18 protein-coding genes are annotated in these 22,523 nt (G+C 58.9%); 11 read left to right on the forward strand and 7 right to left on the reverse strand.

The window, feature by feature from the left end:
- Positions 1-156 precede the first annotated feature (156 nt).
- Both ABH909_RS28040 and kdgD read right to left on the reverse strand, forming a co-directional pair.
- Positions 157-1,602, reverse strand: coding sequence for an aldehyde dehydrogenase family protein (locus ABH909_RS28040; RefSeq protein ID WP_429439417.1), 1,446 nt, complete (start codon positions 1,600-1,602; stop codon positions 157-159).
- Between the two features lie 60 nt (positions 1,603-1,662).
- Entirely contained in the window at positions 1,663-2,574 is a 912-nt protein-coding gene (gene kdgD, locus ABH909_RS28045) for a 5-dehydro-4-deoxyglucarate dehydratase (protein WP_192346260.1), read from the reverse strand.
- A 235-nt stretch (positions 2,575-2,809) separates the two neighbouring features.
- Here kdgD and ABH909_RS28050 point away from each other — a divergent pair, with 235 nt between their 5' ends.
- Positions 2,810-4,141: a phospholipase gene (locus ABH909_RS28050; RefSeq protein ID WP_429439419.1), complete on the forward strand. Its 1,332-nt coding sequence runs from the start codon at positions 2,810-2,812 to the stop codon at positions 4,139-4,141.
- A 14-nt stretch (positions 4,142-4,155) separates the two neighbouring features.
- Positions 4,156-4,347, forward strand: coding sequence for a hypothetical protein (locus ABH909_RS28055; protein ID WP_429439422.1), 192 nt, complete (start codon positions 4,156-4,158; stop codon positions 4,345-4,347).
- Between the two features lie 158 nt (positions 4,348-4,505).
- On the opposite strand, the gene ABH909_RS28060 is transcribed toward ABH909_RS28055, so the two are convergent.
- From ABH909_RS28060 to ABH909_RS28075, 4 genes are all read right to left on the reverse strand, one after another.
- Positions 4,506-5,255: a FadR/GntR family transcriptional regulator gene (locus ABH909_RS28060; RefSeq protein ID WP_008067294.1), complete on the reverse strand. Its 750-nt coding sequence runs from the start codon at positions 5,253-5,255 to the stop codon at positions 4,506-4,508.
- A 180-nt stretch (positions 5,256-5,435) separates the two neighbouring features.
- The gene (locus ABH909_RS28065; RefSeq protein WP_429439425.1) at positions 5,436-7,163 is read right to left on the reverse strand and encodes an ABC transporter ATP-binding protein/permease; all 1,728 of its coding nucleotides are present in this window, start codon (positions 7,161-7,163) and stop codon (positions 5,436-5,438) included.
- A 96-nt stretch (positions 7,164-7,259) separates the two neighbouring features.
- Positions 7,260-7,820: a response regulator transcription factor gene (locus tag ABH909_RS28070; protein WP_007901386.1), complete on the reverse strand. Its 561-nt coding sequence runs from the start codon at positions 7,818-7,820 to the stop codon at positions 7,260-7,262.
- Positions 7,813-9,075, reverse strand: coding sequence for an ATP-binding protein (locus tag ABH909_RS28075; protein ID WP_095631260.1), 1,263 nt, complete (start codon positions 9,073-9,075; stop codon positions 7,813-7,815). The genes ABH909_RS28070 and ABH909_RS28075 overlap by 8 nt, the downstream gene beginning before the upstream one ends.
- Before the next feature lie 322 nt (positions 9,076-9,397).
- Between ABH909_RS28075 and ABH909_RS28080 the strand changes: the two genes are divergently transcribed.
- Entirely contained in the window at positions 9,398-10,114 is a 717-nt protein-coding gene (locus tag ABH909_RS28080) for an SIMPL domain-containing protein (protein WP_429439429.1), read from the forward strand.
- A gap of 172 nt (positions 10,115-10,286) precedes the next feature.
- Here ABH909_RS28080 and ABH909_RS28085 read toward each other — a convergent pair whose 3' ends face one another.
- On the reverse strand, positions 10,287-10,658 hold the full coding sequence (locus tag ABH909_RS28085) for a DUF6124 family protein (RefSeq protein WP_429439432.1): 372 nt from the start codon (positions 10,656-10,658) through the stop codon (positions 10,287-10,289).
- Positions 10,659-11,631: 973 nt separating this feature from the next.
- On the opposite strand from ABH909_RS28085, the gene ABH909_RS28090 reads away from it, so the two are divergent.
- From ABH909_RS28090 to ABH909_RS28125, 8 genes are all read left to right on the forward strand, one after another.
- A complete protein-coding gene (locus ABH909_RS28090) occupies positions 11,632-13,257 on the forward strand; it encodes an ABC transporter substrate-binding protein (RefSeq protein WP_429439435.1) in 1,626 nt (541 codons plus the stop codon).
- 301 nt (positions 13,258-13,558) lie between these two features.
- Positions 13,559-15,160: an ABC transporter substrate-binding protein gene (locus ABH909_RS28095; RefSeq protein ID WP_429439438.1), complete on the forward strand. Its 1,602-nt coding sequence runs from the start codon at positions 13,559-13,561 to the stop codon at positions 15,158-15,160.
- Between the two features lie 165 nt (positions 15,161-15,325).
- The gene (locus ABH909_RS28100; protein WP_429439441.1) at positions 15,326-16,759 is read left to right on the forward strand and encodes an OprD family porin; all 1,434 of its coding nucleotides are present in this window, start codon (positions 15,326-15,328) and stop codon (positions 16,757-16,759) included.
- Positions 16,760-16,833: 74 nt separating this feature from the next.
- Positions 16,834-18,429 carry an ABC transporter substrate-binding protein gene (locus ABH909_RS28105; protein ID WP_429439444.1) on the forward strand — a complete coding sequence of 532 codons (1,596 nt, stop codon included), beginning with the start codon at positions 16,834-16,836 and terminating at the stop codon, positions 18,427-18,429.
- 73 nt (positions 18,430-18,502) lie between these two features.
- The gene (locus ABH909_RS28110) at positions 18,503-19,513 is read left to right on the forward strand and encodes an ABC transporter permease subunit (protein ID WP_007900379.1); all 1,011 of its coding nucleotides are present in this window, start codon (positions 18,503-18,505) and stop codon (positions 19,511-19,513) included.
- 10 nt (positions 19,514-19,523) lie between these two features.
- Positions 19,524-20,435: an ABC transporter permease subunit gene (locus ABH909_RS28115; protein ID WP_095631254.1), complete on the forward strand. Its 912-nt coding sequence runs from the start codon at positions 19,524-19,526 to the stop codon at positions 20,433-20,435.
- A gap of 10 nt (positions 20,436-20,445) precedes the next feature.
- Complete coding sequence (locus ABH909_RS28120) at positions 20,446-21,414, forward strand: ABC transporter ATP-binding protein (protein ID WP_008067269.1); 969 nt, start codon at positions 20,446-20,448, stop codon at positions 21,412-21,414.
- Positions 21,414-22,394 (forward strand): peptide ABC transporter ATP-binding protein, encoded by a 981-nt coding sequence (locus ABH909_RS28125; RefSeq protein WP_429439447.1) that lies wholly within the window; start codon positions 21,414-21,416, stop codon positions 22,392-22,394. Before ABH909_RS28120 ends, ABH909_RS28125 begins: the two co-directional genes overlap by 1 nt.
- Positions 22,395-22,523 lie beyond the last annotated feature (129 nt).

A 22,523-nucleotide genomic window follows, 5' to 3' on the forward strand; every position in this document is an offset into this window, starting at 1 on the left:
GGGGCTGTAGGGGCCGTAGGAGCTGTCGAGTGAAACGAGGCTGCGATCTTTGTTTTTAAGATCAAAAGATCGCAGCCTCGTTTCACTCGACAGTTCCTACAGTCCCACAATCCCGCGAGGGTTGCGGTATCGATGCCGATACCGCGGTGTTTCCTGTCAGGAGCCGATGTAGCTGGTCTTCACGACCGTATAAAACTCTTGTGCATAGCGACCTTGCTCACGTGAGCCATAGGATGAACCTTTACGCCCACCGAACGGAACGTGGTAATCCACGCCGGCGGTCGGCAGGTTGACCATCACCATCCCGGCCTGGGAGTGGCGCTTGAAGTGGCTGGCGTACTTCAGCGACGTGGTGGCGATACCCGCTGACAGGCCGAACTCGGTGTCGTTGGCCATGGCCAGCGCTGCCTCGTAATCGGCGACGCGAACGATGTTGGCCACCGGGCCGAAGATTTCTTCGCGGCTGATGCGCATCGCTGCTGTGCTGTCGGCAAACAGCGTCGGCGCGAGGAAGTAGCCTTCGGTTTCACACGTCACCAGACCACCGCCACTGACCAGACGCGCACCTTCGGACTGGCCGATGTCGATGTACCTCATGTCCTGTTCAAGCTGAGCCTGCGAGACGACCGGACCGATATCAGTGCCGGTTTTCAGCGCGTGGCCAACCTTGATCGACTTCATGCGCTCGGTCATGGCTTCGACGAATTTGTCGTGAATCCCGGCGGTGACGATGAAGCGGCTCGATGCGGTGCAACGCTGCCCGGTGGAGTAGAACGCGCTCTGTACCGACAGCTCGACCGCTTGCTTGAGATCGGCGTCATCGAGAATGATCTGCGGGTTCTTGCCGCCCATTTCCAGCTGCACTTTCGCTTGGCGCGACACGCAGCTGACGGCGATCTGCCGACCGACACCGACGGAGCCAGTGAAGCTGATGCCATCAACTTTCGGGCTCTGCACCAGCGCATCGCCAACCACCCGACCGCTGCCCATCACCAGGTTGAACACGCCGGCCGGGAAGCCTGCGCGGGAGATGATTTCCGCCAGCGCCCAGGCGCAACCTGGAACCAGGTCCGCAGGTTTGAGCACCACGCAGTTGCCGTAAGCCAGAGCCGGTGCGATTTTCCACGCCGGGATCGCGATCGGGAAGTTCCACGGGGTGATCAGGCCGACCACACCCAATGCTTCGCGGGTCACTTCGACGTTGACGCCCGGACGCACCGACGGCAAATAGTCGCCGGACAGGCGCAGGCATTCACCGGCGAAGAACTTGAAGATGTTACCGGCGCGAGTCACTTCGCCGATGGCTTCGGGTAGGGTCTTGCCCTCTTCCCGGGCCAGCAAGGTGCCGAGTTCTTCGCGACGGGCGAGGATCTCGCTGCCGACTTTATCCAGCGAATCGTGACGTGCCTGAATGCCCGAAGTGGACCAGGCCGGGAACGCGGCGCGGGCGGCGTCGATGGCGGCGTGGACCTGGGCCAAATCAGCCTTGGCGTAATCGCCGAGGGTATCGGTCAGCTCGGAGGGGTTGATGTTGGCGCAGTAATCACTGCCCGCCACCCATTCGCCATTGATGTAGTTGTCGTAACGCTTTGCATCAGCCACTTGAAGATCTCCTCACGCAAAAAGCCGCTGATTGCTCAGCGGCCTTGGTTTTATCGAGTGTTATTGCGCACCTTGCTTGTCGATCAGCGCGGCGAGCATTTCGTACTCTTCGCCCGTCAGATCGGTCAGCGGCGCACGCACAGGGCCAGCGTCGAAACCCGCGATTTTCGCCCCGGCCTTGACGATGCTCACGGCGTAACCGGCCTTGCGGTTACGGATGTCCAGGTACGGCAGGAAGAAGTCGTCGATGATCTTGCCGACGGTGGCGTGATCTTCGCGAGCAATGGCGTGGTAGAAATCCATTGCGGTTTTCGGGATGAAGTTGAACACCGCCGAGGAGTAAACCGGCACGCCCAGCGCCTTGTAAGCCGCGGCGTAGACTTCAGCGGTCGGCAAACCGCCCAGGTAGCTGAAACGATCACCGAGACGGCGACGGATCGACACCATCAACTCGATATCGCCCAGGCCATCCTTGTAACCGATCAGGTTCGGGCAGCGCTCGGCCAGACGTTCCAGCAAGGGAGCGGTCAGGCGGCAGACGTTGCGGTTGTAAACCACCACGCCGATTTTTACCGATTTGCATACCGCTTCAACGTGGTCGGCAACACCATCCTGGCTGGCTTCGGTCAGGTAGTGCGGCAGCAGCAACAGGCCTTTGGCGCCCAGACGCTCGGCTTCCTGAGCGTATTCGATGGCCTGGCGGGTGGCGCCGCCTACGCCGGCAAGAATCGGCACGCTGGTGGCGCAGGTATCGACGGCAGTCTTGATGATTTCCGAATATTCGCTGGCCGCCAGAGAGAAGAACTCACCGGTGCCGCCCGCGGCGAACAATGCCGAGGCGCCGTATGGGGCCAGCCATTCGAGACGTTTGATGTAGCCCGCGCGATGGAAATCGCCCTGAGCATTGAAGTCGGTGACCGGGAAAGACAGCAGGCCGGAAGAGAGGATGGACTTCAGTTCTTGTGGATTCATTATTCGAACACCCTGGGTAGCAACGTTGTGTGAGGAAACCGTTCAGCCTTCGCCGAAGTTGTAGGTCATCGTACAACTTAAAATACAATCGTCAACTGCATTTCATCGTGAGCCGCAAAGTTTGCGTCGGAAAAAGTAATCCCTTGACGGAGGAAATTTCTCATCTATGATCCAGATAACTGTATATGCATACAGTTAGATTTGATTCTACCTACGACATATCAAGGAGCTAGAAATGTCAGGTGTACACGCACAATCGAAGGAAAATACCCGACAGATCATCGCCGATCTGGATGATCTTTTTACCGAACACGGCATCGCCCTTTCTGGCAATGGCGACACGCTTAAACTCACCGCCGGCAGCCATCACGGCCTCAAGCAGCAGCGCCAGGGCACGCTGCCGACGCCAACGAAAAATACGCTGAAAGGCGCACCGCAGCTGAGGTTTGAAGGTGCAGAACATACCGCGATCGGCGACAGCACCCTGCTGCGCTTCGTCAAGGATGCGCCTGCCATACCAGCCTCTCAGGTGGAATTGCATCTGCCCAATGGCCTGGCATTGACCTATGGGCAAGTGATTGCGCTGGGGGGTGATTTTTATGGAATTCCCGACCAACCGATCTGCGAAGGCGCAACAGCGGCGGACCGAATCCAGCGCTTTACCAACGCTTTCAATTCCCTGGCGGTTCTGCCGGCCTCAAACGCCGAGGCGAAGTTGATCCTCGGTGTCATGCAGAAAGAAATCGCCGCCATCCATCAAGCGATCAGGGACGGTAAAGAGCCTCATGAGGCTTATGACGCCTTGGGTGATACGTTGTCGGAAGAGTGGAACAAGATCACCGGCGGTGGCAGTTTCGTCTCGGCGCTGTTCCCGTTGGGGCGCTATCTGAAACTGGCTGCCAACAATGCTGACCACTTTGCCGAATGGGCGTTACTGGCTTACATCGCCGGGCACACGGCAGCGCTGCAACAAGCAGTGCTGGCCCACAACAGCGGTGATGAAAAGCAGTTGGAGCTGGCCTATGCGATGAACGCTTTTGCCGATCACTCTCTGACCGACCTGTTTTCCGCCGGTCACCTGCGAGTACCGCGCAAACAGTTAGCGGCAGTGGTCACGCCCAGTGATCTCGGCTCGTTGATTACCCGCTTCATGCACGATGAAGACAGCAAATTCGGCCTCAACGTGAGCAATGGCAACGGCGATCGCTGGCACGCCTACGGCGACAAGCGCTACTTCGACGCCATCGATAGCGCCAATCGCGCCCAGGTGAATCAAGCGGTTCAAGTGTCTGCGGATGAAGTGTTCGCGACGTACCTCAGTGGCACTGCTCCATTGGCCGGCAGCTTTGCTGCGTTGAAAAGGCTGCCCGACCTGCAAGCGGTTCTGAACCCGACCGGCAATTTCTCGCCACTGTTCAAGGTCGAGGGCGACAAGGTATTGCGCCGCAAGGACGTCAACAACTTGAACGACACCGCCACCGTGGACGACTGGTGGGGCTGGAGCACGTACCTGCTGCTCAAGGACTACCAACCAACTGGCGCGCTGAATTCAGCGGCCAATGCCTGATAAGGAGATCACTGATGACTATCAAATTGAAGCTGGAACTGGCCTCGGGCCAATCGCTGAAAGGTGCGCCGCTGGAGTTGCTGTCGAAGGGTTTGCCGATTGCCCGGGCGCTTGTGGATGAACACGGGCATGCGGTTTTCGATGCCAAACCTGGGGCTGCCGGGTTGGCGGTGAGGGTGGATCGTTCGATTTTGAGGACTGGCTGAAGCTACTGCGAGATGGCCGCCGGCCCTTTCGCGAGCAAGCCCGCTCCCACATTGGATCTTCGGTGAACGCATTTTTTTTGAACAACCGGGATCAAGTGTGGGAGCGGGCTTGCTCGCGAAGGCGATCTATCAGGCAGCAAATCACTTAACCTGCAAACCTATCCCCGCTGCGCCTGGGCCTCTTCATGGGCCTGGCGCAACCGCTCGCGACTATTCGTCAAATGCAGCCGCATGGCCGCACGCGCCGCATCGGAATCCTGGCGGGCAATCGCGTCGTAAATCTCTTCATGCTCACGGCTCAAACGACTCATATAGTGCTGCTGATCATCATGGGCCAGGCGCGCGGAGTTCAGGCGCGTTCGCGGAATGATGCTGGTGCCCAGGTGGGTCATGATGTCGGTGAAATAGCGGTTGCCCGTCGCCAGGGCGATTTGCAGGTGGAACTGGAAGTCGGAAGCCACCGCATCGCTGGCATGGGAGACACTTTCATTCAGCGCATCCAGCGCCGCTCGCATCAACGCCAACTGCTCAGGAGTGCGACGTTGCGCGGCAAGGCCGGCGGATTCCACTTCCAGGCTGATGCGCAATTCCAGAATTGCCAGCACATCGCGCAAGGTCACCACGGTCGCCGGATCGATACGGAAACCGCTCGGGCTCGGGGTATCGAGCACGAAGGTGCCGATGCCATGACGGGTTTCGACCTGGCCTGCGGCCTGCAAACGGGAAATCGCTTCGCGCACCACGGTGCGACTGACGCCATGGGCATCCATGATCGCTGACTCGGTGGGCAACTTGTCGCCACGCTTGAGGTGACCGTCGCGGATCTGCTCGGACAGCACCGTCACCAGTTCCTGAGCGAGGCTGCGGCGCTTGCGAGGGAGGCGAGGTGCGTCGATCGGGTTTTCCATGGTGAACGTCTGTCTCGAAAATCTGGCTGAAGCCGCATCATAGCGCATGCGAGTTGTACGATCACCGTCGGCGCACATTCCCTTGTAGGAGCTGCCAAAGGCTGCGATCTTTTGATCTTGATCTTAAAAGCAAAATCAAAAGATCGCAGCCTTCGGCAGCTCCTACGAGGGGTGTGGTGTTCAGGCAGTCACGGTCTGGTCCACCAGATGGCCATTCTCGATGCGCACATGCCGTGGGTGGAAACGCTTCAGGCTGCTGCGATGGCCGACGCTGACGATACTCAGCCCCGGCAACTCATCAATCAACGCCTGATAGAGCGACGCCTCATCCTCTTCATCCATCGCCGAAGTGGCTTCATCCATGTACAACCATTGCGGCGCATACAACAGCGCACGAGCGAAGGCCAAACGTTGCTGTTCGCCTGGCGAGAGCATGCGCTGCCAGTGATTGGCTTCATCCAGACGCGAAACCAGGTGCGGCAAGCGGCAGGTTTCCAGCACGTGGACGTAGCGCTCGTGCGGGTAGGTGTCGCCCGGCTGTGGATAACTCAGCACCTCGCGCAGGGTGCCGATCGGCAGATAGGGTTTTTGCGGCAGGAACAGATACCGCCCCGTGGGCAGACGGATGCTGCCGTGGCCAGCCGGCCAAAGGTGCCCCATCGCCCGCAGCAACGTTGATTTGCCGCTGCCGGAACGACCGCTTAGCATAACGCGCTCGCCCTCCTCCACCGTCATGTCGGCGTTGGTCAGCAAATGACGACCGTCAGCGAGGTCAAGGCCAAGGTTTTGCACCTTCAACGCCGTGCCCTGGTTTTGCACATCGATGGCCGGTGCGCGCTCTTCGTTGTCGGACATGGCCTGACGGAAACTCAGCAAGCGATCACAGGTCGCACGCCACTCGGCGAGGTCCTGGTACGCGCTGATGAACCAGCTGAAGTTCTCTTGGACATTGCCGAACGCGGAGTTGATTTGCATCAGTTCACCCAGTTCGATCTTGCCGGCGAAGTAACGCGGCGCCGCGACCATGAACGGGAAGATGATTGCGATCTGGGCATAACCGGAGGTGAAGAAGGTCAGGCGCTTGGACACCTTCATGATGTCCCAGAAGTTGTGCCAGACCAGCCCGAAACGGCTGCTCAAACGACGATTCTCGTTGGGCTCGCCATTGTACAGCGCAATGCTTTCGGCATTCTCGCGGACCCGCACCATGGAGAAACGCAAGTCGGCTTCGAAACGTTGCTGGTTGTTGTTGAGGCCGATCAAGCGACGACCGATCACATGCGTCAGCCAACTGCCGACGGCGGCATAAACCAGCGCGCACCAGAACATGTAGCCGGGGATCGTGAAGCCAAGCACTTCGATACTGCCCGACACGCCCCACAAAATGATCGAGAACGACACCAGGCTGACGATGTTACGGATCAGACCAAGGCCCAGGCCCAAGGTATTGGTAGTGAACTTGTTGAGGTCTTCGGAAATCCGCTGGTCCGGGTTATCGGTGTAACCGCCCTGCTCCAGCTGGTAGTAATTCTTGTTGGCGAGCCAGCGGGTAAAGTGCTTCTCGGTGAGCCAGGCCCGCCAGCGAATGGTCAGCATCTGAGTCAGATAAAGCCGGTACACCGCGCCGAGAATCGCCACGGCAGCGATGCCGCAAAAATACAGGATCAGTTGCCAGAACGCCGCGTCATCCTTCCTCTGCAGGGCGTTGTAGAAATCCTTGTACCAACTGTTGATCCACACCGAAATCGCCACGCTGAACAATGACAGCGCGATCACCGCGATCAGCAATGTCCAGGCCTTGCCCTTCTCTTCGCTATGCCAGTACGGCGTGGTCATCGCCCAGACTTTGCGAAAAAACTGCCCGCGCACAGCATCGTTGACCGCGCGATATTCAGCGTTCTGATTCATGGATAAGGCTCGATAAAGAAAAGAACACACACGAGCCGATCATAAATGATCGGTTCGTGTTATCGCGAGGGCTGGCGACAATCGTTCAGCGTCCGTTCAGCGACGGACCGGGCGCTTCTGCAGTTTGCGCTGCAACGTGCGGCGGTGCATGCCCAAGGCGCGGGCGGTAGCGGAGATGTTGCCTTCGTGCTCGGTCAATACGCGCTGGATGTGCTCCCACTGGAGACGGTCCACGGACATCGGGTTTTCCGGCACCAGAGTGTCGAGGTCGGCGTGCTCGGAGAGTAATGCGGCCAGCACGTCATCGGCGTCCGCCGGTTTGCACAGGTAATTGCAGGCGCCACGCTTGATCGCCTCGACGGCGGTGGCAATGCTCGAATAACCGGTGAGGATCACCACGCGCATTTCCGGGTCGAGCTCGAGCAGCTTGGGCAGCAACACCAGGCCCGAATCGCCGTCCATTTTCAGATCCAGGGCGGCGTAATCCGGAATGTCGGCCTGGGCGATGGTCAGGCCTTCTTCGGCGGAACCTGCTGTGCTGACGCGAAACCCGCGGCGGGCCATGGCGCGGGCCATCACGCGGGTGAAGGTTGCGTCGTCGTCTACCAGCAGCAAATGCGGCAGTTCTTCGCCTTCGACTTGGATCTCGTCACTCATGTTCGTCTCCTCGGGCGACACGGGGCAGGCGCAGCTCGGTAAGCGTGCCACCTTCCTCATGACTGTAGAGTTTCACTGAGCCGCCGGCGCGTGTCACGCTGGCCTTGCTCAAAAACAGGCCCAGGCCGAAACCTTTGCCCTTGGTGGTAAAAAACGGTTTGCCAATCTGCTCGGCAATAGCCAGTGGCACACCGGCGCCATGGTCGCGAATGCTGATGGTCACGTCCTCGGCATTCCAGTCCAGGGTCACTTGCAAGCCTTCGGGGCACGCATCGGCGGCGTTGTTCAGCAAATTCAGCAGTGCCTGAGTCAAATCCGGCGGTGGCGCCATGCGCGGCACGGTCCCCTGGCCCAGGCGCTGAAAGCGATAACTGGCTTCCGGACGCATCAGGTGCCAGCGGTTCAGGGCTTCGTCGAGCCAGTCGGTGACGTCCTGCATCTCCACCGCCAGGCGACGATTGGCTTCCGCCGCCCGGACCAACTGCTGCAAGGTTTCTTTGCAGAGTTTGACCTGATCCTGCAACACGCTCAAATCCTCCTGCAATAGCGGGTCGGGATGGTCCTGGCGCATTTCCTTGAGCAGCACGCTCATGGTCGCCAGCGGTGTGCCCAGTTCATGGGCGGCACCCGCCGCCTGGGTCGCGACGGCCAGTAATTGCTGATCGCGCAGGCCTTCTTCGCGACGAATGGCACGCAACTCCTCCTGACGTCGCAGCTCCTCGGCCATGCGGGCGGCGAAGAACGTGATCACCGCCGCCGCAAGGGCGAAGCTCAGCCACATGCCGTAGATCTGCAGGTTTTCCCGGGCGATCGGAAACGTTTCCAACGGATAGAACTGCGCCAGCAGCAACGTATACAGCGTCAGGGCGATACCCGACAGAATCACCGAATAGCGCCACGGCAGCGTCACGGCAGCGATGGTCAATGGCACCAGATAATAAGAGACGAACGGATTGGTCGAGCCGCCGGAGAAGTACAGCAAGGCACTGTGGATAAACAGGTCACAGGCCAGTTGCAAGGCGTATTCGAGCTCGGTCACCGGCCACGACGTGCGCAGACGAACCGCCGTGAACGCGCACAGCAGCATCGAGCAACCCAGGGTCATTGCCAGTTGCACCCACGGCAACGGCAGCAGGTCGAACCAGTAGGCCAGCCCTACAGAACCGGCTTGAGCGGCCAGCACCAAGGTGCGGATGAACGTGAGCCGCCAGAGGTTCTGACGAGTGGCGGAAGTGATTTGAACGGGGGCGAGCATGAGCTCTCCTGATGAGCGCTCCAGGCGGATCGCACGGAGTATAACCAAGCCGCGGGCCCGAGAGGCGAAAGTGCGGCAAACGACCACATGGCAGAAAGGATTGCTGCGTCTATAAGGACGCCTTCGCGGGCAAGCCACGCTCCCACATTGGAATGCGTTCCCCTGTGGGAGCGTGGCTTGCCCGCGATTGGCTGCGAAGCAGCCACCTGCTGATTATCTGTATAGAAGTTGTAACTGTGCGAACCGGACCATTGAAGCTAGAGTCTGATGGTTTCACGCAGGTTCGGACCTGAACCCCTGCGCATCGTCCAAGGAGCTTTTCATGCACACACTGCGCCGCAGCGCCGCCCTTCTTGCCTTAAGCGTTGGCACCGTCGCCAGCCTTCCAGCCCTGGCCGTCGACGAACTGCATTATAACCAGATCTCCCTGCGCGCCGAAGTCAGCCAGGAAGTGGCCCGCGACCTGATGATCGTGACCCTCTACACCGAAGCGCAAAACAGCGACCCGGCCAAACTCGCCGCCGACGTCAGCACCACCATGAACAAGGCACTGGCCCAGGCTAAAGAAGTCAAAGACATCACCCTGCGCCAGGGCAGCCGCAACAGCTACCCGATCTACGACACCAAAGGCCAGAAAATCACCGGCTGGCGTGAACGCGCCGAACTGCGCCTGGAAAGCTCGGACTTCGCCGCCCTCTCCAAACTCACCGGCGAACTGCTCACCGACCTGAAAATGGGCGGCATGGACTTCGCCATCGCGACGCCAACCCGCAAGGCCAGCGAAGACGCCCTGCTCAAAGAAGCCGTGACCGCCTTCAAGTCCCGCGCCCAACTGGCCACCGACGCCCTGGGCGGCAAGAGCTACAAAATCGTCAACCTGAACCTCAACAGCAACGGTTATCCACAACCGTACATGCGCGGGCCAATGATGATGAAAGCCGCGGCCATGGATTCAGCGCCCGTGACCCCGGAAGTTGAAGCGGGTACCAGTCAGGTCAGCATGACGGCGGATGGGGCGATTGAAGTGTTGATGCCTTGATGTTGCGTTGGGTCAGTCAATTTTGTAGTGACTGATCCGCCGCCTTCGCGAGCAAGCCCGCTCCCACAGTTTTTCATCGTCGTTCACAAATTCCGTGTACGACACAAATCAACTGTGGGAGCGGGCTTGCTCGCGAAGAACGATGACACGGTCAACTTGACCGAACGCCTGCCTACACCTGCGGATCGACGTTATCCAACGCCCGGTTCACTGCCAACTCCGCCAACATGATGATCTGTTGAATCGCCAACACTGTATTGCGCTGCGGTCCGATCAGGTGGGTAGCGAAATCGCTGGCCAGGACACTGGCCGAGGCCAATGACTCACAAGCTTGAGCCAGAAGACTTTCAGTATCGCTGCCCGGGGAAACCAGGAACATCGTGCTGGGGCGACGTGGTTTTGCGGCGTAAGGTTTGGGCGGATCGAGGTAGTAGTCGAGCGCACGTTTTATAGCTTCGCGGTCTTTGAGCAGCTCTTCGGTACGCGTAGCTTCGGCGTTGGGGGTGGTGGTGTTGAAGGGTGGGTCCGGGATTAATTTGTCCATTGAAAAATTTCTCCAGCATTGGAGCCTCCACTTGCCGCTTCTCACACGGCGAAGAGGTGGCGGCTATGTGCGAGGTGAGAAGACCGGTTATGGACACCCGGCCGGACCGAAGTCCGCCCGCACACAGCCGCCATAACGCATTTGCAGGCAGCAATAAGCTGGCGGCGATTATGCGTGTACAGACACTGGATGACCATAAGTTGCCGGGCTCTCACACCCGATCGCTGAGTTGTCAGCGACAGCCAAAGGTTATTGGGCCCACTTCCGACCGACAACCTGAAAATTGCGTGGGAAAGGTCTGAGTTCTGACACACCCGTTAAACATTCAAAAGCGCAACGCGGAGCGTCCCTGGCGGCGTTCCCACGCGGGAACGTGGGAACGATCAATCTCACGTCTGACGCCGAATGCTCATCTGACACAGATTACTGTAGGAGCTGCCGAGTGAAACGAGGCTGCGATCTTTTGATCTTAAAAAACAAGATCAAAAGATCGCAGCCTTCGGCAGCTCCTACGTGAGGTTGTGTATACCCGCGATAGATTGGTCGGCTGTCAGGCCGCCTTCGCGGTCAGCCTCGCTCCTACAGTGGAGCGGTGTGCAAGCCGATTAACCGATTGCGATTTCGACAGTGTTCCAGCCACTGCGCAAGGAAGTCACCGACTTCAAGATCAGCCCGTTCGGCCTTACACCCTTCTGGCGTGAGTATAAATAAGTAACACCAGGCGCCAACCGGGTGCGCCAGATGCGCCGATTGCCCCGTGTCGGTGCGCGATTTGCACCGTAAAAAACCTGCGCAAACGGTCAAATGCGTCAGTATTTATACATATGCGACATTAAGGTACGTTCGTGCCACTGTTTAAGGTTTGGAGCCATTCAGGATCTTGCATTGGGTATGGCCCCTGCATAAGTATCCGCAGGTCGACTCACGAGGTCGTCCTCTAATTCCAAAAATGACAACAAATCATGAGGCCACCATGCTTAAACACGCGGTCATTCCGTTTTTAGTCGGCGCAAGCTTGTTAGCCAGCGCACCATTCGCCTTCGCTGCGACTAACCTGGTGTTTTGCTCCGAAGGGAGCCCGGCCGGTTTCGATCCTGGTCAGTACACCACCGGAACCGACTTCGACGCCTCTGCAGAAACCATGTTCAACCGCCTGACCCAGTTCGAGCGCGGCGGCACCGCCGTTGTTCCTGGCCTGGCGACCAAGTGGGACATTTCCGATGACGGCCTGACTTACACCTTCCACCTGCGTGAAGGCGTCAAATTCCACACCACCCCGTACTTCAAGCCAACTCGTGAGTTCAACGCCGACGACGTGCTGTTCACCTTTAATCGCATGATTAACAAGGATGATCCGTTCCGTAAGGCGTACCCTACCGAATTCCCGTACTTCACCGACATGGGGATGGATACCAACATCACCAAGATCGATAAAGTCGATGACCACACCGTCAAGTTCACCCTCAAAGAAGTGGATGCCGCGTTCATCCAGAACATGGCCATGAGTTTCGCCTCGGTCCAGTCCGCCGAGTATGCGGCCCAACTGCTCAAGGAAGGCAAAGCCGCCGACATCAACCAGAAGCCGGTCGGTACTGGCCCGTTCGTGTTCAAGAGCTACCAGAAAGACTCCAACATCCGCTACACCGGGAACAAGGACTACTGGAAGCCTGACGACGTGAAGATCGACAACCTGATCTTCGCCATCACCACCGACCCGTCTGTACGCATCCAGAAGCTGAAAAAGAACGAGTGTCAGATCACCCTGTTCCCTCGTCCGGCCGATCTGAAAGCGTTGAAGGAAGACAAAACCCTGAAGGTGCCTGACCAGGCCGGTTTCAACCTGGGTTACATCGCCTACAACGTGATGGACAAGATCAAGGGCAGCGATCAGCCCAACCCGATGGCTCAGTTGAAAGTGCGTCAGGCACTGGACATGGCCGTCAACAAGCAGCAGATCATCGATTCGGTTTACCAGGGTGCTGGCCAACTGGCCGTAAACGCCATGCCACCGACCCAATGGTCTTATGACACCACCATCAAGGACACGCCGTACAACCCTGAGAAAGCCAAGGAGCTGCTCAAGGAAGCCGGCATCAAGGAAGGCACCGAGATCAACCTGTGGGCAATGCCGGTGCAACGCCCTTATAACCCCAACGCCAAGCTGATGGCCGAAATGCTCCAGTCCGACTGGGCCAAGATCGGTATCAAGGCCAAGATTGTCACCTACGAATGGGGCGAGTACATCAAGCGCTCCAAAGGCGGCGAAAACGGCGCGATGTTGATCGGCTGGAGCGGCGACAACGGTGACCCGGACAACTGGCTGAACGTGCTGTTCGGCTGCGATTCGCTGCAAGGCAACAACTTCTCCAAGTGGTGCGACAAGAAGTTCGACGGCATCGTCAAAGAAGCCAAGCGCACGACCGATCAGTCCAAGCGCACCGAACTGTACAAACAGGCGCAACACGTCCTCAAAGATGCTGTTCCAATGACACCTATCGCTCACTCGACGGTGTTCCAACCCATGCGCGACAACGTGCAGGACTTCAAGATCAGCCCGTTTGGCTTGAACTCCTTCTACGGCGTCAGCGTCAGCAAATAAGAAAAGGCAGCGGCGACGTTTTCAGCGCCGCTGCTTTTTTCTGCCGAGAAGATAGGAATTTGCCTACATCCTAATCCGCTGCCTGACGCAGCCAGGGGTTAGGACGCGTTGCCTTTTCCTACGAGTCTTTAGGACTCAGCGCATTTACTGCCAGACCCACGGCACCTACCGTCGGGATCTGACCAGCGATTGCGTGGCTATCGGTTTGCTGCCCGTATTGGTTTGAGCTCAATGCAGCCACCACACATCCCCGGACGGGGTCGCGGCGCATTGAATAAACACTACAAAAAGAGGGAGCGTCATGCGCCATACCTTGGTTTTATCCGCATTGCTGGGCACCGGCCTGCTGGCCGTCACTTCTATCGGCCAGGCCGCCAATAACAGCCTGGTGTTCTGCTCCGAAGGCAGCCCCGCCGGTTTCGATACCGCGCAATACACCACGGCGACCGATAACGACGCCGCAGAACCGCTGTACAACCGATTGGCAGAATTTGAAAAAGGCGCCACCAACGTCGTACCGGGCCTGGCAACGAGCTGGGACATTTCAGAGGACGGCCTCAAATACACTTTTCACCTGCGCGACGGGGTGAAATTTCATACCACCAAGTACTTCACGCCGACCCGCGATTTCAACGCCGATGACGTGCTTTTTACCTTCAATCGCATGCTCGATCCGCAGCAACCCTTCCGCAAGGCTTATCCAACAGAGTTCCCTTATTTCAACGGGATGAGCCTGAACAAGAACATCGCCAAGGTCGAGAAGACCGGGCCACTGACCGTGGTGATGACGCTCAACAGTGTCGACGCCGCGTTCATCCAGAACATCGCCATGAGCTTCGCCGCGATCCTGTCCGCCGAATACGCCGATCAGTTGCTGGCCTCCGGCAAGCCGAGCGACATCAACCAGAAGCCGATCGGCACTGGCCCGTTCGTGTTCAAGAGCTACCAGAAAGATTCCAACATCCGTTACAGCGGCAACAAGCAGTACTGGGACCCGAGCCGGGTCAAGCTCGACAACCTGATTTTCGCCATCAACACCGACGCCTCGGTGCGCGTGCAGAAACTCAAGGCCAACGAATGCCAGATCACCCTGCACCCACGCCCCGCCGACGTGACCGCGCTGAAAAACGATCCGAAACTGCAATTGATCGAAAAGCCCGGGTTCAACCTTGGTTACATCGCCTATAACGTGCGGCACAAACCGTTCGATCAGCTCGAAGTGCGTCAGGCGCTGGACATGGCGGTTAACAAGCAAGGCATTCTCAACGCCGTCTATCAAGGCGCCGGTCAACTGGCGCAAAACGCCATGCCACCGACCCAATGGTCCTACGACGATACGGTCAAGGACGCCGCCTATAACCCGGAAAAAGCCAAGGAACTGCTCAAGGCCGCCGGCGTCAAGGAAGGCACCGAAATCACCCTCTGGGCCATGCCGGTTCAGCGTCCGTACAACCCCAACGCCAAGTTGATGGCCGAAATGCTCCAGGCGGATTGGGCGAAGATCGGCCTCAAGGTCAAGATCGTCAGCTACGAATGGGGCGAGTACATCAAGCGCACCAAGAACGGCGAGCACGACATCAGCCTGATCGGCTGGACCGGCGACAATGGTGACCCGGACAACTGGCTCGGCACGCTGTACAGCTGCGATGCCATTGGCGGCAACAACTACTCCATGTGGTGTGATCCGGCTTACGACAAGCTGATCAAGCAGGCCAAGGTCGTCACCGACCGTGACCAGCGCACGGTGCTCTACAAACAGGCTCAGCAATTGCTCAAGCAGCAAGTGCCGATCACGCCTGTCGCCCACTCGACGGTCAACCAGCCGTTGAGCGCCAAAGTCGAAGGATTCAAGGTGAGTCCTTTCGGTCGGAACGTGTTCTCGGGCGTCAGTATCGACCAATAACCGATTAGCCAGAACGTTGGGGGGCTTGCGCCCCCACGCAAGCGTATTGCCGTAATTCGCCAATCCGACCTGTAGCAAACGTTTGCTTTGCGTGAAATGAGTTCAAACCAAATAGCCGATCACCAAAAAAAGATCGGCATAAAAAAGAAACAAGGAGCTTCACCCATGAAACTGAGCAGCACCGCGTTATTGGCCTTGGCCATCAGCAGCGTGACCGCCACGGCGTACGCAGAATCCCAGAGCCAGGCGTTCACGCCGGTTACCGTTAAAGAGAAAAGTGCCCAGAGTGAAGCCACAGGCTTTGTCGAAGGCCAATCGATCACCGGCAGCACGCGTAACTGGTACGCCAATGAGCAACTGAAGCGCGGCGCCAAGTTCAGCTACAAGAAGAACGGTGTATCGACACCGACTGATCGTCGTATCAACTGGGTTCAAGGCACTATCCTCAAGTACAACTCCGGTTTCACCGAAGGCACCGTAGGTTTCAGCACCGAAGTGGCGGCCTACAACGCTATTGCTCTGGATCGTGATCGCAAGGATCTGGCGTCCAATAACGGTGGTGCACCGGGTACTCGTTCTGGCGCGGGCAATAACCGAACCCTGACCGAGGAAGGTGGCGACGCCGTCGACCAGTGGAGCAAGCTGGGCCTGGCTAACGTCAAGGCCCGCGTGTCCAACACCACCCTTACTGCCGGCCGCCAGAACTTCAGCAGCCCGATGGTCGATGTCATCGGTAACCGTGCATTGCCTTCAAGCTTCCAGGGTGTGAGCCTGCACAGCGAAGAGCTGGAAAACCTGAGCTTCGACATCGGCACGTTCGATCGCAATTCGCCACGAACCGAACAAAGCCAGCGCAAGTTCCGCACCGAATACGCCAACGGCATCGTTGAAACCGATCACGTCCACACGGCCGGTATCACTTACACGCCATTCGCCAGCCTGACCACCAGTGTGTGGGGCACCCAGGCTGAAGACCTGTGGAACCAGTACTACTTCGGCGCCAGCCATGTGCTGGGCGACAGCTCGATTCTGAGCCTGACCACTGGCCTGAACTACTACAAAACCCAGGAAGAAGGTAAGGCCCTTATCGGCAAGATCGATAACGACACCTACTCCCTGTCGTTCGGCCTGACCCACCAGGCTCACAGCCTGACCTTCTCTTACCAGGAAATTAACGGTAACGAGTACTTCGATTACCTGCATGAAACCAACGGCATCTACCTGGCCAACTCCCTGCTGTCGGACTTCAACGGCCCGAACGAGAAGTCCTTCCAGATTGCCTACGGTCTGAACATGGCTGAATACGGCGTACCTGGCCTGAAGTTCAACATCTACCAGGCTCGCGGCTGGGGCATCGACGGCACTCACTACACCGGCAACGAAGGCGTAGCAGGCAAGGGTTACGACGGTATCCAGTCCCAGGACGGCGAACATCACTACGAATATGGCATCGGTGCTTCGTACGCCGTGCAGAGCGGGCCACTCAAGGCCACCGCAATCCGCGCGACCTACACCGCTCACCGCGCCAGCGAAAACCAGGCAGATGGCAGCATCAACGAGTTCCGTCTCGTGACCACCATCCCGTTCAACATTTTGTAAAACCCATGCCGGCGGCTGACTCATGATGAGTCGGCCGTCTGGTTTTTCTGTTCACCGATTGCAGAGGGCTCTAGATGAAAATGCTTCCCCTACGAGCGGCCATCGCTGCCGCGTTGCTGAGTGTCGCCGTCGGCGCCTCGGCCAAACCCTTGGTGGTCTGTACCGAAGCCAGCCCGGAAGGCTTCGACATGGTCCAGTACACAACTGCAGTCACAGGCGATGCGGTGTCCGAAACCATCTTCAACCGTCTGGTGGGCTTCAAGCCCGGCACCACCGAAGTGGTTCCGGCACTGGCCGAGTCGTGGGACATCAGCGATGACGGCCTGACCTATACGTTCCATCTGCGCAAAGGCGTCCAGTTTCACACCACCGATTACTTCAAGCCGACCCGCGACATGAACGCCGACGATGTGGTCTGGAGCTTCCAGCGTCAGTTGGACCCGAAACACCCATGGCACAAACTGTCGAGCGTGGGCTTCCCGTACTTTGAAAGCATGGGCTTCAAAGAGCTGCTCAAAAGCGTCGAGAAAGTCGACGACAACACGGTCAAATTCACCCTGACCCGCCGTGAAGCGCCGTTCCTGGCCGACATCGCCATGGCCTTCTCCTCGATCTACTCCGCTGAGTACGCCGATCAGTTGCTCAAAGCCAACAAGACCGGCGACCTGAACAGCAAGCCGATTGGCACCGGCCCATTCGTCTTCCAGCGTTACGCCAAGGACGCTCAAGTCCGCTTCAAGGCCAACCCGGATTACTTCCTCGGCAAGCCACCGGCCGATGCGTTGATCCTGGCGATCGCCACCGACAACAACGTGCGCCTGCAAAAGCTCAAGGCCAACGAATGCCAGATCGCGCTGTATCCGAAACCGGATGACATCCCGAGCATCAAGAAAGACACCAACCTGAAGGTTGACGAGCTGAACGCGATGACCGTGTCCTATGTCGCCATGAACACCGCCCGCCCGTACATGAGCGACGTGCGCGTGCGTAAAGCCATCGACATCGCCTTCGACAAGGCGGCGTACGTCAACGCGTTGTTCGGCAAGGGCAATGCGACCGTGGCGGTCAACCCGTACCCGGACACCCTGCTGGGCTACAACCACAAACTGACCAATCCGCCGCGTGATCTGGACAAGGCTCGCGCCCTGCTCAAGGACGCCGGCGTACCGGAAGGCACCACCTTTACCCTGTTCACCCGTAACGGCGGCGGCCCGACCAACCCGAACCCGATGCTCGGCGCACAGATGATGCAGGCCGACCTGGCCAAGGTCGGGATCAAGATCGATATTCGTGTCATGGAATGGGGCGAAATGCTCAAACGCGCGAAAAACGGCGAGCACGACATGGTGTCCGCCGGCTGGGCTGGCGACAACGGCGACCCGGATAATTTCCTGACGCCCATGCTCAGTTGCGAAGCGGCCAGGAACGGCGAAAACTACGCTCGCTGGTGCAATGAAAAGTTCCAGGCGCTGATCGACCAAGCACGGGCTAAAGTGAACCCGGACGAACGCACGGCGCTCTACGAACAAGCCCAGGCCATTTTCAATCAGGACCAGCCATGGATCAGCATGGCGCACACTCGCGTGTTCACGGCCATGCGCACCAACGTAGAGGGCTATCACATTAGCCCCCTCACCACTAATAACTTCGCCACCACCCAGGTGAAGTAGATAAAAAACGCCCGGCATCGCTGACCCCAGCGCTGCCGGGCACGCCTAACCGGCTGATGAGGTACACCACACGATGTTTAGTTTTATTGCCCGCCGATTGGGATTATTGATCCCCACGTTCTTCGGCATCACCTTGCTGACTTTCGCGTTGATTCGCATGATTCCTGGCGACCCCGTGGAAGTGATGATGGGCGAACGCCGGGTAGACCCCGAAATGCATGCTCAGGCAATGGAACGCCTGGGGCTGAACAAACCCCTGTATGCCCAATACCTGGATTACATCGGCAAATTGGCCCACGGCGATCTCGGCGAATCCCTGCGTACCCGTGAAAGCGTCTGGACCGAGTTCAGCTCTCTATTCCCCGCGACCCTGGAACTGTCCATGGCCGCCCTGTTGTTCGCCGGCATCCTGGGCCTTCTGGCCGGGGTGATTGCGGCACTCAAGCGAGGATCCCTGTTCGACCACGGGGTGATGGGCATCTCCCTGGCGGGATACTCGATGCCGATCTTCTGGTGGGGCCTGATCCTGATCATGTTCTTCTCGGTAAGCCTGGGCTGGACGCCCGTGTCCGGGCGGATCGACCTGCTCTACGACATCGAGCCGCGCACCGGCTTCATGCTGATCGATACGCTGCTGGCCGATGACGTCGGGGCGTTCTTCGATGCCCTGCATCACCTGATCCTGCCGGCCATCGTGCTCGGCACTATCCCGCTGGCAGTGATCGCGCGGATGACCCGTTCGTCGATGCTCGAAGTGCTGCGTGAAGACTACATCCGTACCGCCCGCGCCAAAGGCCTGTCGCCATCGCGCGTGGTATTCGTTCACGGCCTGCGTAACGCACTGATTCCGGTACTGACCGTGGTCGGCCTGCAAGTCGGCACCCTGCTGGCCGGTGCGGTCCTGACCGAAACCATTTTCTCCTGGCCCGGCATCGGCAAATGGCTGATCGAAGCCATTGGCGCACGGGACTATCCCGTGGTGCAGAACGGCATCCTGTTAATCGCCTGCCTGGTGATTCTGGTCAATTTCGTGGTGGACATCCTCTACGGCTTTGCCAACCCACGCATCCGTCATCAGCGCTGAGATCAAGACCATGACCACTCTCATTACACCGGTAGCAGTCGATCAAAGCCTGCTGTACCCATCCCCGTATAAAGAATTCTGGCACGCGTTCTCCAGGAACAAAGGCGCTGTCGCCGGCCTGATGTTCATGCTGCTGGTGATCTTCTGCGCGATCTTCGCGCCATGGGTCGCACCGCATGACCCAAGCGAGCAATACCGCGACTTCCTGCTGACCCCGCCGTCCTGGCTGGAAGGCGGGCAAATCCAGTTCCTGCTCGGCACCGATGAACTGGGTCGCGACCTGCTGTCGCGGCTGATCAACGGTTCGCGCCTGTCCTTGCTGATCGGCTTGTCGTCGGTGGTGATGTCGCTGATTCCGGGCATCCTTTTGGGTCTGTTCGCCGGGTTCTTTCCACGCGTGCTCGGCCCGACCATCATGCGTCTGATGGACATCATGCTGGCCCTGCCGTCCCTGCTACTGGCCGTGGCGATTGTCGCCATCCTCGGCCCTGGCCTGATCAACACCATTATCGCCATCGCCGTGGTTTCGTTGCCGTCTTATGTTCGTCTGACCCGCGCCGCGGTGATGGGCGAATTGAACCGCGACTACGTGACCGCCGCGCGCCTGGCCGGTGCCGGTCTGCCACGTCTGATGTTCGTCACCGTGCTGCCCAACTGCATGGCGCCGCTGATCGTTCAGGCCACCTTGAGTTTCTCCTCGGCGATTCTCGATGCCGCGGCACTGGGCTTCCTCGGTCTTGGCGTTCAACCGCCAACCCCTGAGTGGGGCACCATGCTGGCTTCGGCTCGTGACTACATCGAACGTGCCTGGTGGGTGGTGAGCTTGCCGGGTTTGACCATTTTGCTCAGCGTGCTGGCAATCAACTTGATGGGCGACGGCCTGCGCGATGCGCTGGACCCGAAACTCAAGAACGCCGCCTGAGGAGATTCAAATGTCACTGTTAGAAATCAAGAATCTCAACGTTCGCTTCGGCGACGCCAACGCCGTTCCGGTGGTCGACGGTCTCGACATTACCGTGGACAAGGGCGAAGTGCTGGCCATCGTTGGCGAATCGGGTTCCGGCAAGTCCGTGACCATGATGGCGCTGATGGGCCTGATCGAGCATCCGGGGATCGTCACCGCCGACGCCCTGAATTTCGACGGCAAGAACATGCTCAAGCTCAGTAACCGTCAGCGTCGGCAAATCGTCGGCAAAGACCTGGCCATGGTCTTCCAGGACCCGATGACCGCGCTGAACCCGAGCTACACCGTCGGTTTCCAGATCGAAGAAGTGCTGCGCCTGCACCTGAAAATGTCCCGTAAGGACGCCCGCAAGCGTGCCATCGAACTGCTGGAAAAAGTGGAAATCCCGGGCGCGGCCAGCCGTATGGACGCCTATCCGCATCAACTCTCCGGCGGCATGAGCCAGCGTGTTGCAATCGCCATGGCGATTGCCGGCGAACCGAAACTGCTGATCGCCGACGAACCGACCACCGCGCTGGACGTAACGATTCAGGCGCAGATCATGGACCTGCTGCTGGCCCTGCAGAAAGAGCAGAACATGGGCCTGGTGCTGATTACCCACGACCTCGCGGTCGTGGCCGAAACTGCACAGCGCGTGTGCGTGATGTACGCCGGTCAAGCGGTTGAAGTCGGTCAGGTGCCACAACTTTTCGACATTCCGGCGCACCCGTACAGCGAAGCCCTGCTCAAGGCGATTCCGGAACACAGCCTGGGCGCCGCGCGCCTGTCGACATTGCCGGGCATCGTTCCCGGTCGTTACGACCGCCCGCAAGGCTGCCTGTTGTCGCCCCGCTGCCCGTATGTGCAGGATAACTGCCGCACCCAGCGTCCGGCCCTTGACCCGAAAAGCAACAGCCTCGCCCGCTGCTTCTACCCGCTGAATCAGGAGGTGGCGTAATGGCCGTCGTACTTACCGCCCGCAACCTGACCCGTCACTACGAAGTGTCCCGTGGCCTGTTCAAGGGGCACGCGACCGTGCGCGCCCTCAACGGTGTGTCGTTCGAACTGGAAGCCGGCAAGACCCTCGCCGTCGTGGGCGAATCGGGTTGCGGCAAATCCACCTTGGCCCGGGCCCTGACGCTGATCGAAGAACCCTCCTCCGGCTCCTTGAAAATCGCCGGGCAGGAAGTCGCCGGCGCCGACAAGGCTCAGCGCAAGCAGCTGCGTAAAGATGTGCAGATGGTGTTCCAGAGCCCGTACGCGTCGCTAAACCCACGACAGAAGGTCGGTGACCAGCTCGCCGAGCCGTTGCTGATCAACACCAACCTGAGCGCCTCGGAACGTCGCGAGAAAGTCCAGGCGATGATGAAACAGGTGGGCTTGCGGCCTGAGCATTACCAGCGCTACCCGCACATGTTCTCCGGCGGTCAGCGCCAGCGGATTGCCCTCGCCCGCGCGATGATGCTGCAACCCAAAGTGCTAGTGGCGGATGAACCGACCTCGGCGCTGGACGTATCGATTCAGGCACAGGTGCTGAACCTGTTCATGGATTTGCAGCAAGAGTTCAATACCGCCTACGTGTTCATCTCCCACAACCTGGCGGTGGTGCGCCACGTCGCCGATCACGTGATGGTGATGTACCTCGGCCGCCCTGTGGAAATGGGCCCGAAAGAGGACATCTACACTCGCCCTCTGCACCCCTACACCCAGGCGCTGTTGTCAGCCACTCCGACCATCCACCCGGACCCGGCCAAGCCGAAAATCAAGATCGTCGGCGAACTGCCAAATCCGCTGAACCCGCCGTCGGGCTGCGCCTTCCACAAGCGCTGCCCGTACGCGACCGAGCGCTGCAGCATCGAAGAGCCGGCCCTACGCCTGCTCGACACTCGCCAGGTAGCTTGTCACTACGCCGAGCAGTTTCTCGACGGCGCGGTGTAAAAACGGCCTGAACAAAACGAGAGCGAGCTTGCTCGCGAAGTCGGTGTTTCAGTCACCATCACTGTCGACTGACAGATTGCTTTCGCGAGCAAGCCCGCTCCCACAGGGACCGAGTTGACCAGACCCCTT

Source organism: Pseudomonas sp. BS3782 TE3695 (assembly GCF_050435305.1).
Classification (GTDB): Bacteria; Pseudomonadota; Gammaproteobacteria; order Pseudomonadales; family Pseudomonadaceae; genus Aquipseudomonas.

What these genes read in the sequence shown, in the direction of transcription:
- kdgD (WP_192346260.1), bottom strand. Translation starts at nt 2,574, where the DNA reads ATGAATCCACAAGAACTGAAGTCCATCCTCTCTTCCGGCCTGCTGTCT.
- ABH909_RS28050 (WP_429439419.1), top strand. Translation starts at nt 2,810, where the DNA reads ATGTCAGGTGTACACGCACAATCGAAGGAAAATACCCGACAGATCATC.
- ABH909_RS28055 (WP_429439422.1), top strand. Translation starts at nt 4,156, where the DNA reads ATGACTATCAAATTGAAGCTGGAACTGGCCTCGGGCCAATCGCTGAAA.
- ABH909_RS28060 (WP_008067294.1), bottom strand. Translation starts at nt 5,255, where the DNA reads ATGGAAAACCCGATCGACGCACCTCGCCTCCCTCGCAAGCGCCGCAGC.
- ABH909_RS28065 (WP_429439425.1), bottom strand. Translation starts at nt 7,163, where the DNA reads ATGAATCAGAACGCTGAATATCGCGCGGTCAACGATGCTGTGCGCGGG.
- ABH909_RS28070 (WP_007901386.1), bottom strand. Translation starts at nt 7,820, where the DNA reads ATGAGTGACGAGATCCAAGTCGAAGGCGAAGAACTGCCGCATTTGCTG.
- ABH909_RS28075 (WP_095631260.1), bottom strand. Translation starts at nt 9,075, where the DNA reads ATGCTCGCCCCCGTTCAAATCACTTCCGCCACTCGTCAGAACCTCTGG.
- ABH909_RS28080 (WP_429439429.1), top strand. Translation starts at nt 9,398, where the DNA reads ATGCACACACTGCGCCGCAGCGCCGCCCTTCTTGCCTTAAGCGTTGGC.
- ABH909_RS28085 (WP_429439432.1), bottom strand. Translation starts at nt 10,658, where the DNA reads ATGGACAAATTAATCCCGGACCCACCCTTCAACACCACCACCCCCAAC.
- ABH909_RS28090 (WP_429439435.1), top strand. Translation starts at nt 11,632, where the DNA reads ATGCTTAAACACGCGGTCATTCCGTTTTTAGTCGGCGCAAGCTTGTTA.
- ABH909_RS28095 (WP_429439438.1), top strand. Translation starts at nt 13,559, where the DNA reads ATGCGCCATACCTTGGTTTTATCCGCATTGCTGGGCACCGGCCTGCTG.
- ABH909_RS28100 (WP_429439441.1), top strand. Translation starts at nt 15,326, where the DNA reads ATGAAACTGAGCAGCACCGCGTTATTGGCCTTGGCCATCAGCAGCGTG.
- ABH909_RS28105 (WP_429439444.1), top strand. Translation starts at nt 16,834, where the DNA reads ATGAAAATGCTTCCCCTACGAGCGGCCATCGCTGCCGCGTTGCTGAGT.
- ABH909_RS28110 (WP_007900379.1), top strand. Translation starts at nt 18,503, where the DNA reads ATGTTTAGTTTTATTGCCCGCCGATTGGGATTATTGATCCCCACGTTC.
- ABH909_RS28115 (WP_095631254.1), top strand. Translation starts at nt 19,524, where the DNA reads ATGACCACTCTCATTACACCGGTAGCAGTCGATCAAAGCCTGCTGTAC.
- ABH909_RS28120 (WP_008067269.1), top strand. Translation starts at nt 20,446, where the DNA reads ATGTCACTGTTAGAAATCAAGAATCTCAACGTTCGCTTCGGCGACGCC.
- ABH909_RS28125 (WP_429439447.1), top strand. Translation starts at nt 21,414, where the DNA reads ATGGCCGTCGTACTTACCGCCCGCAACCTGACCCGTCACTACGAAGTG.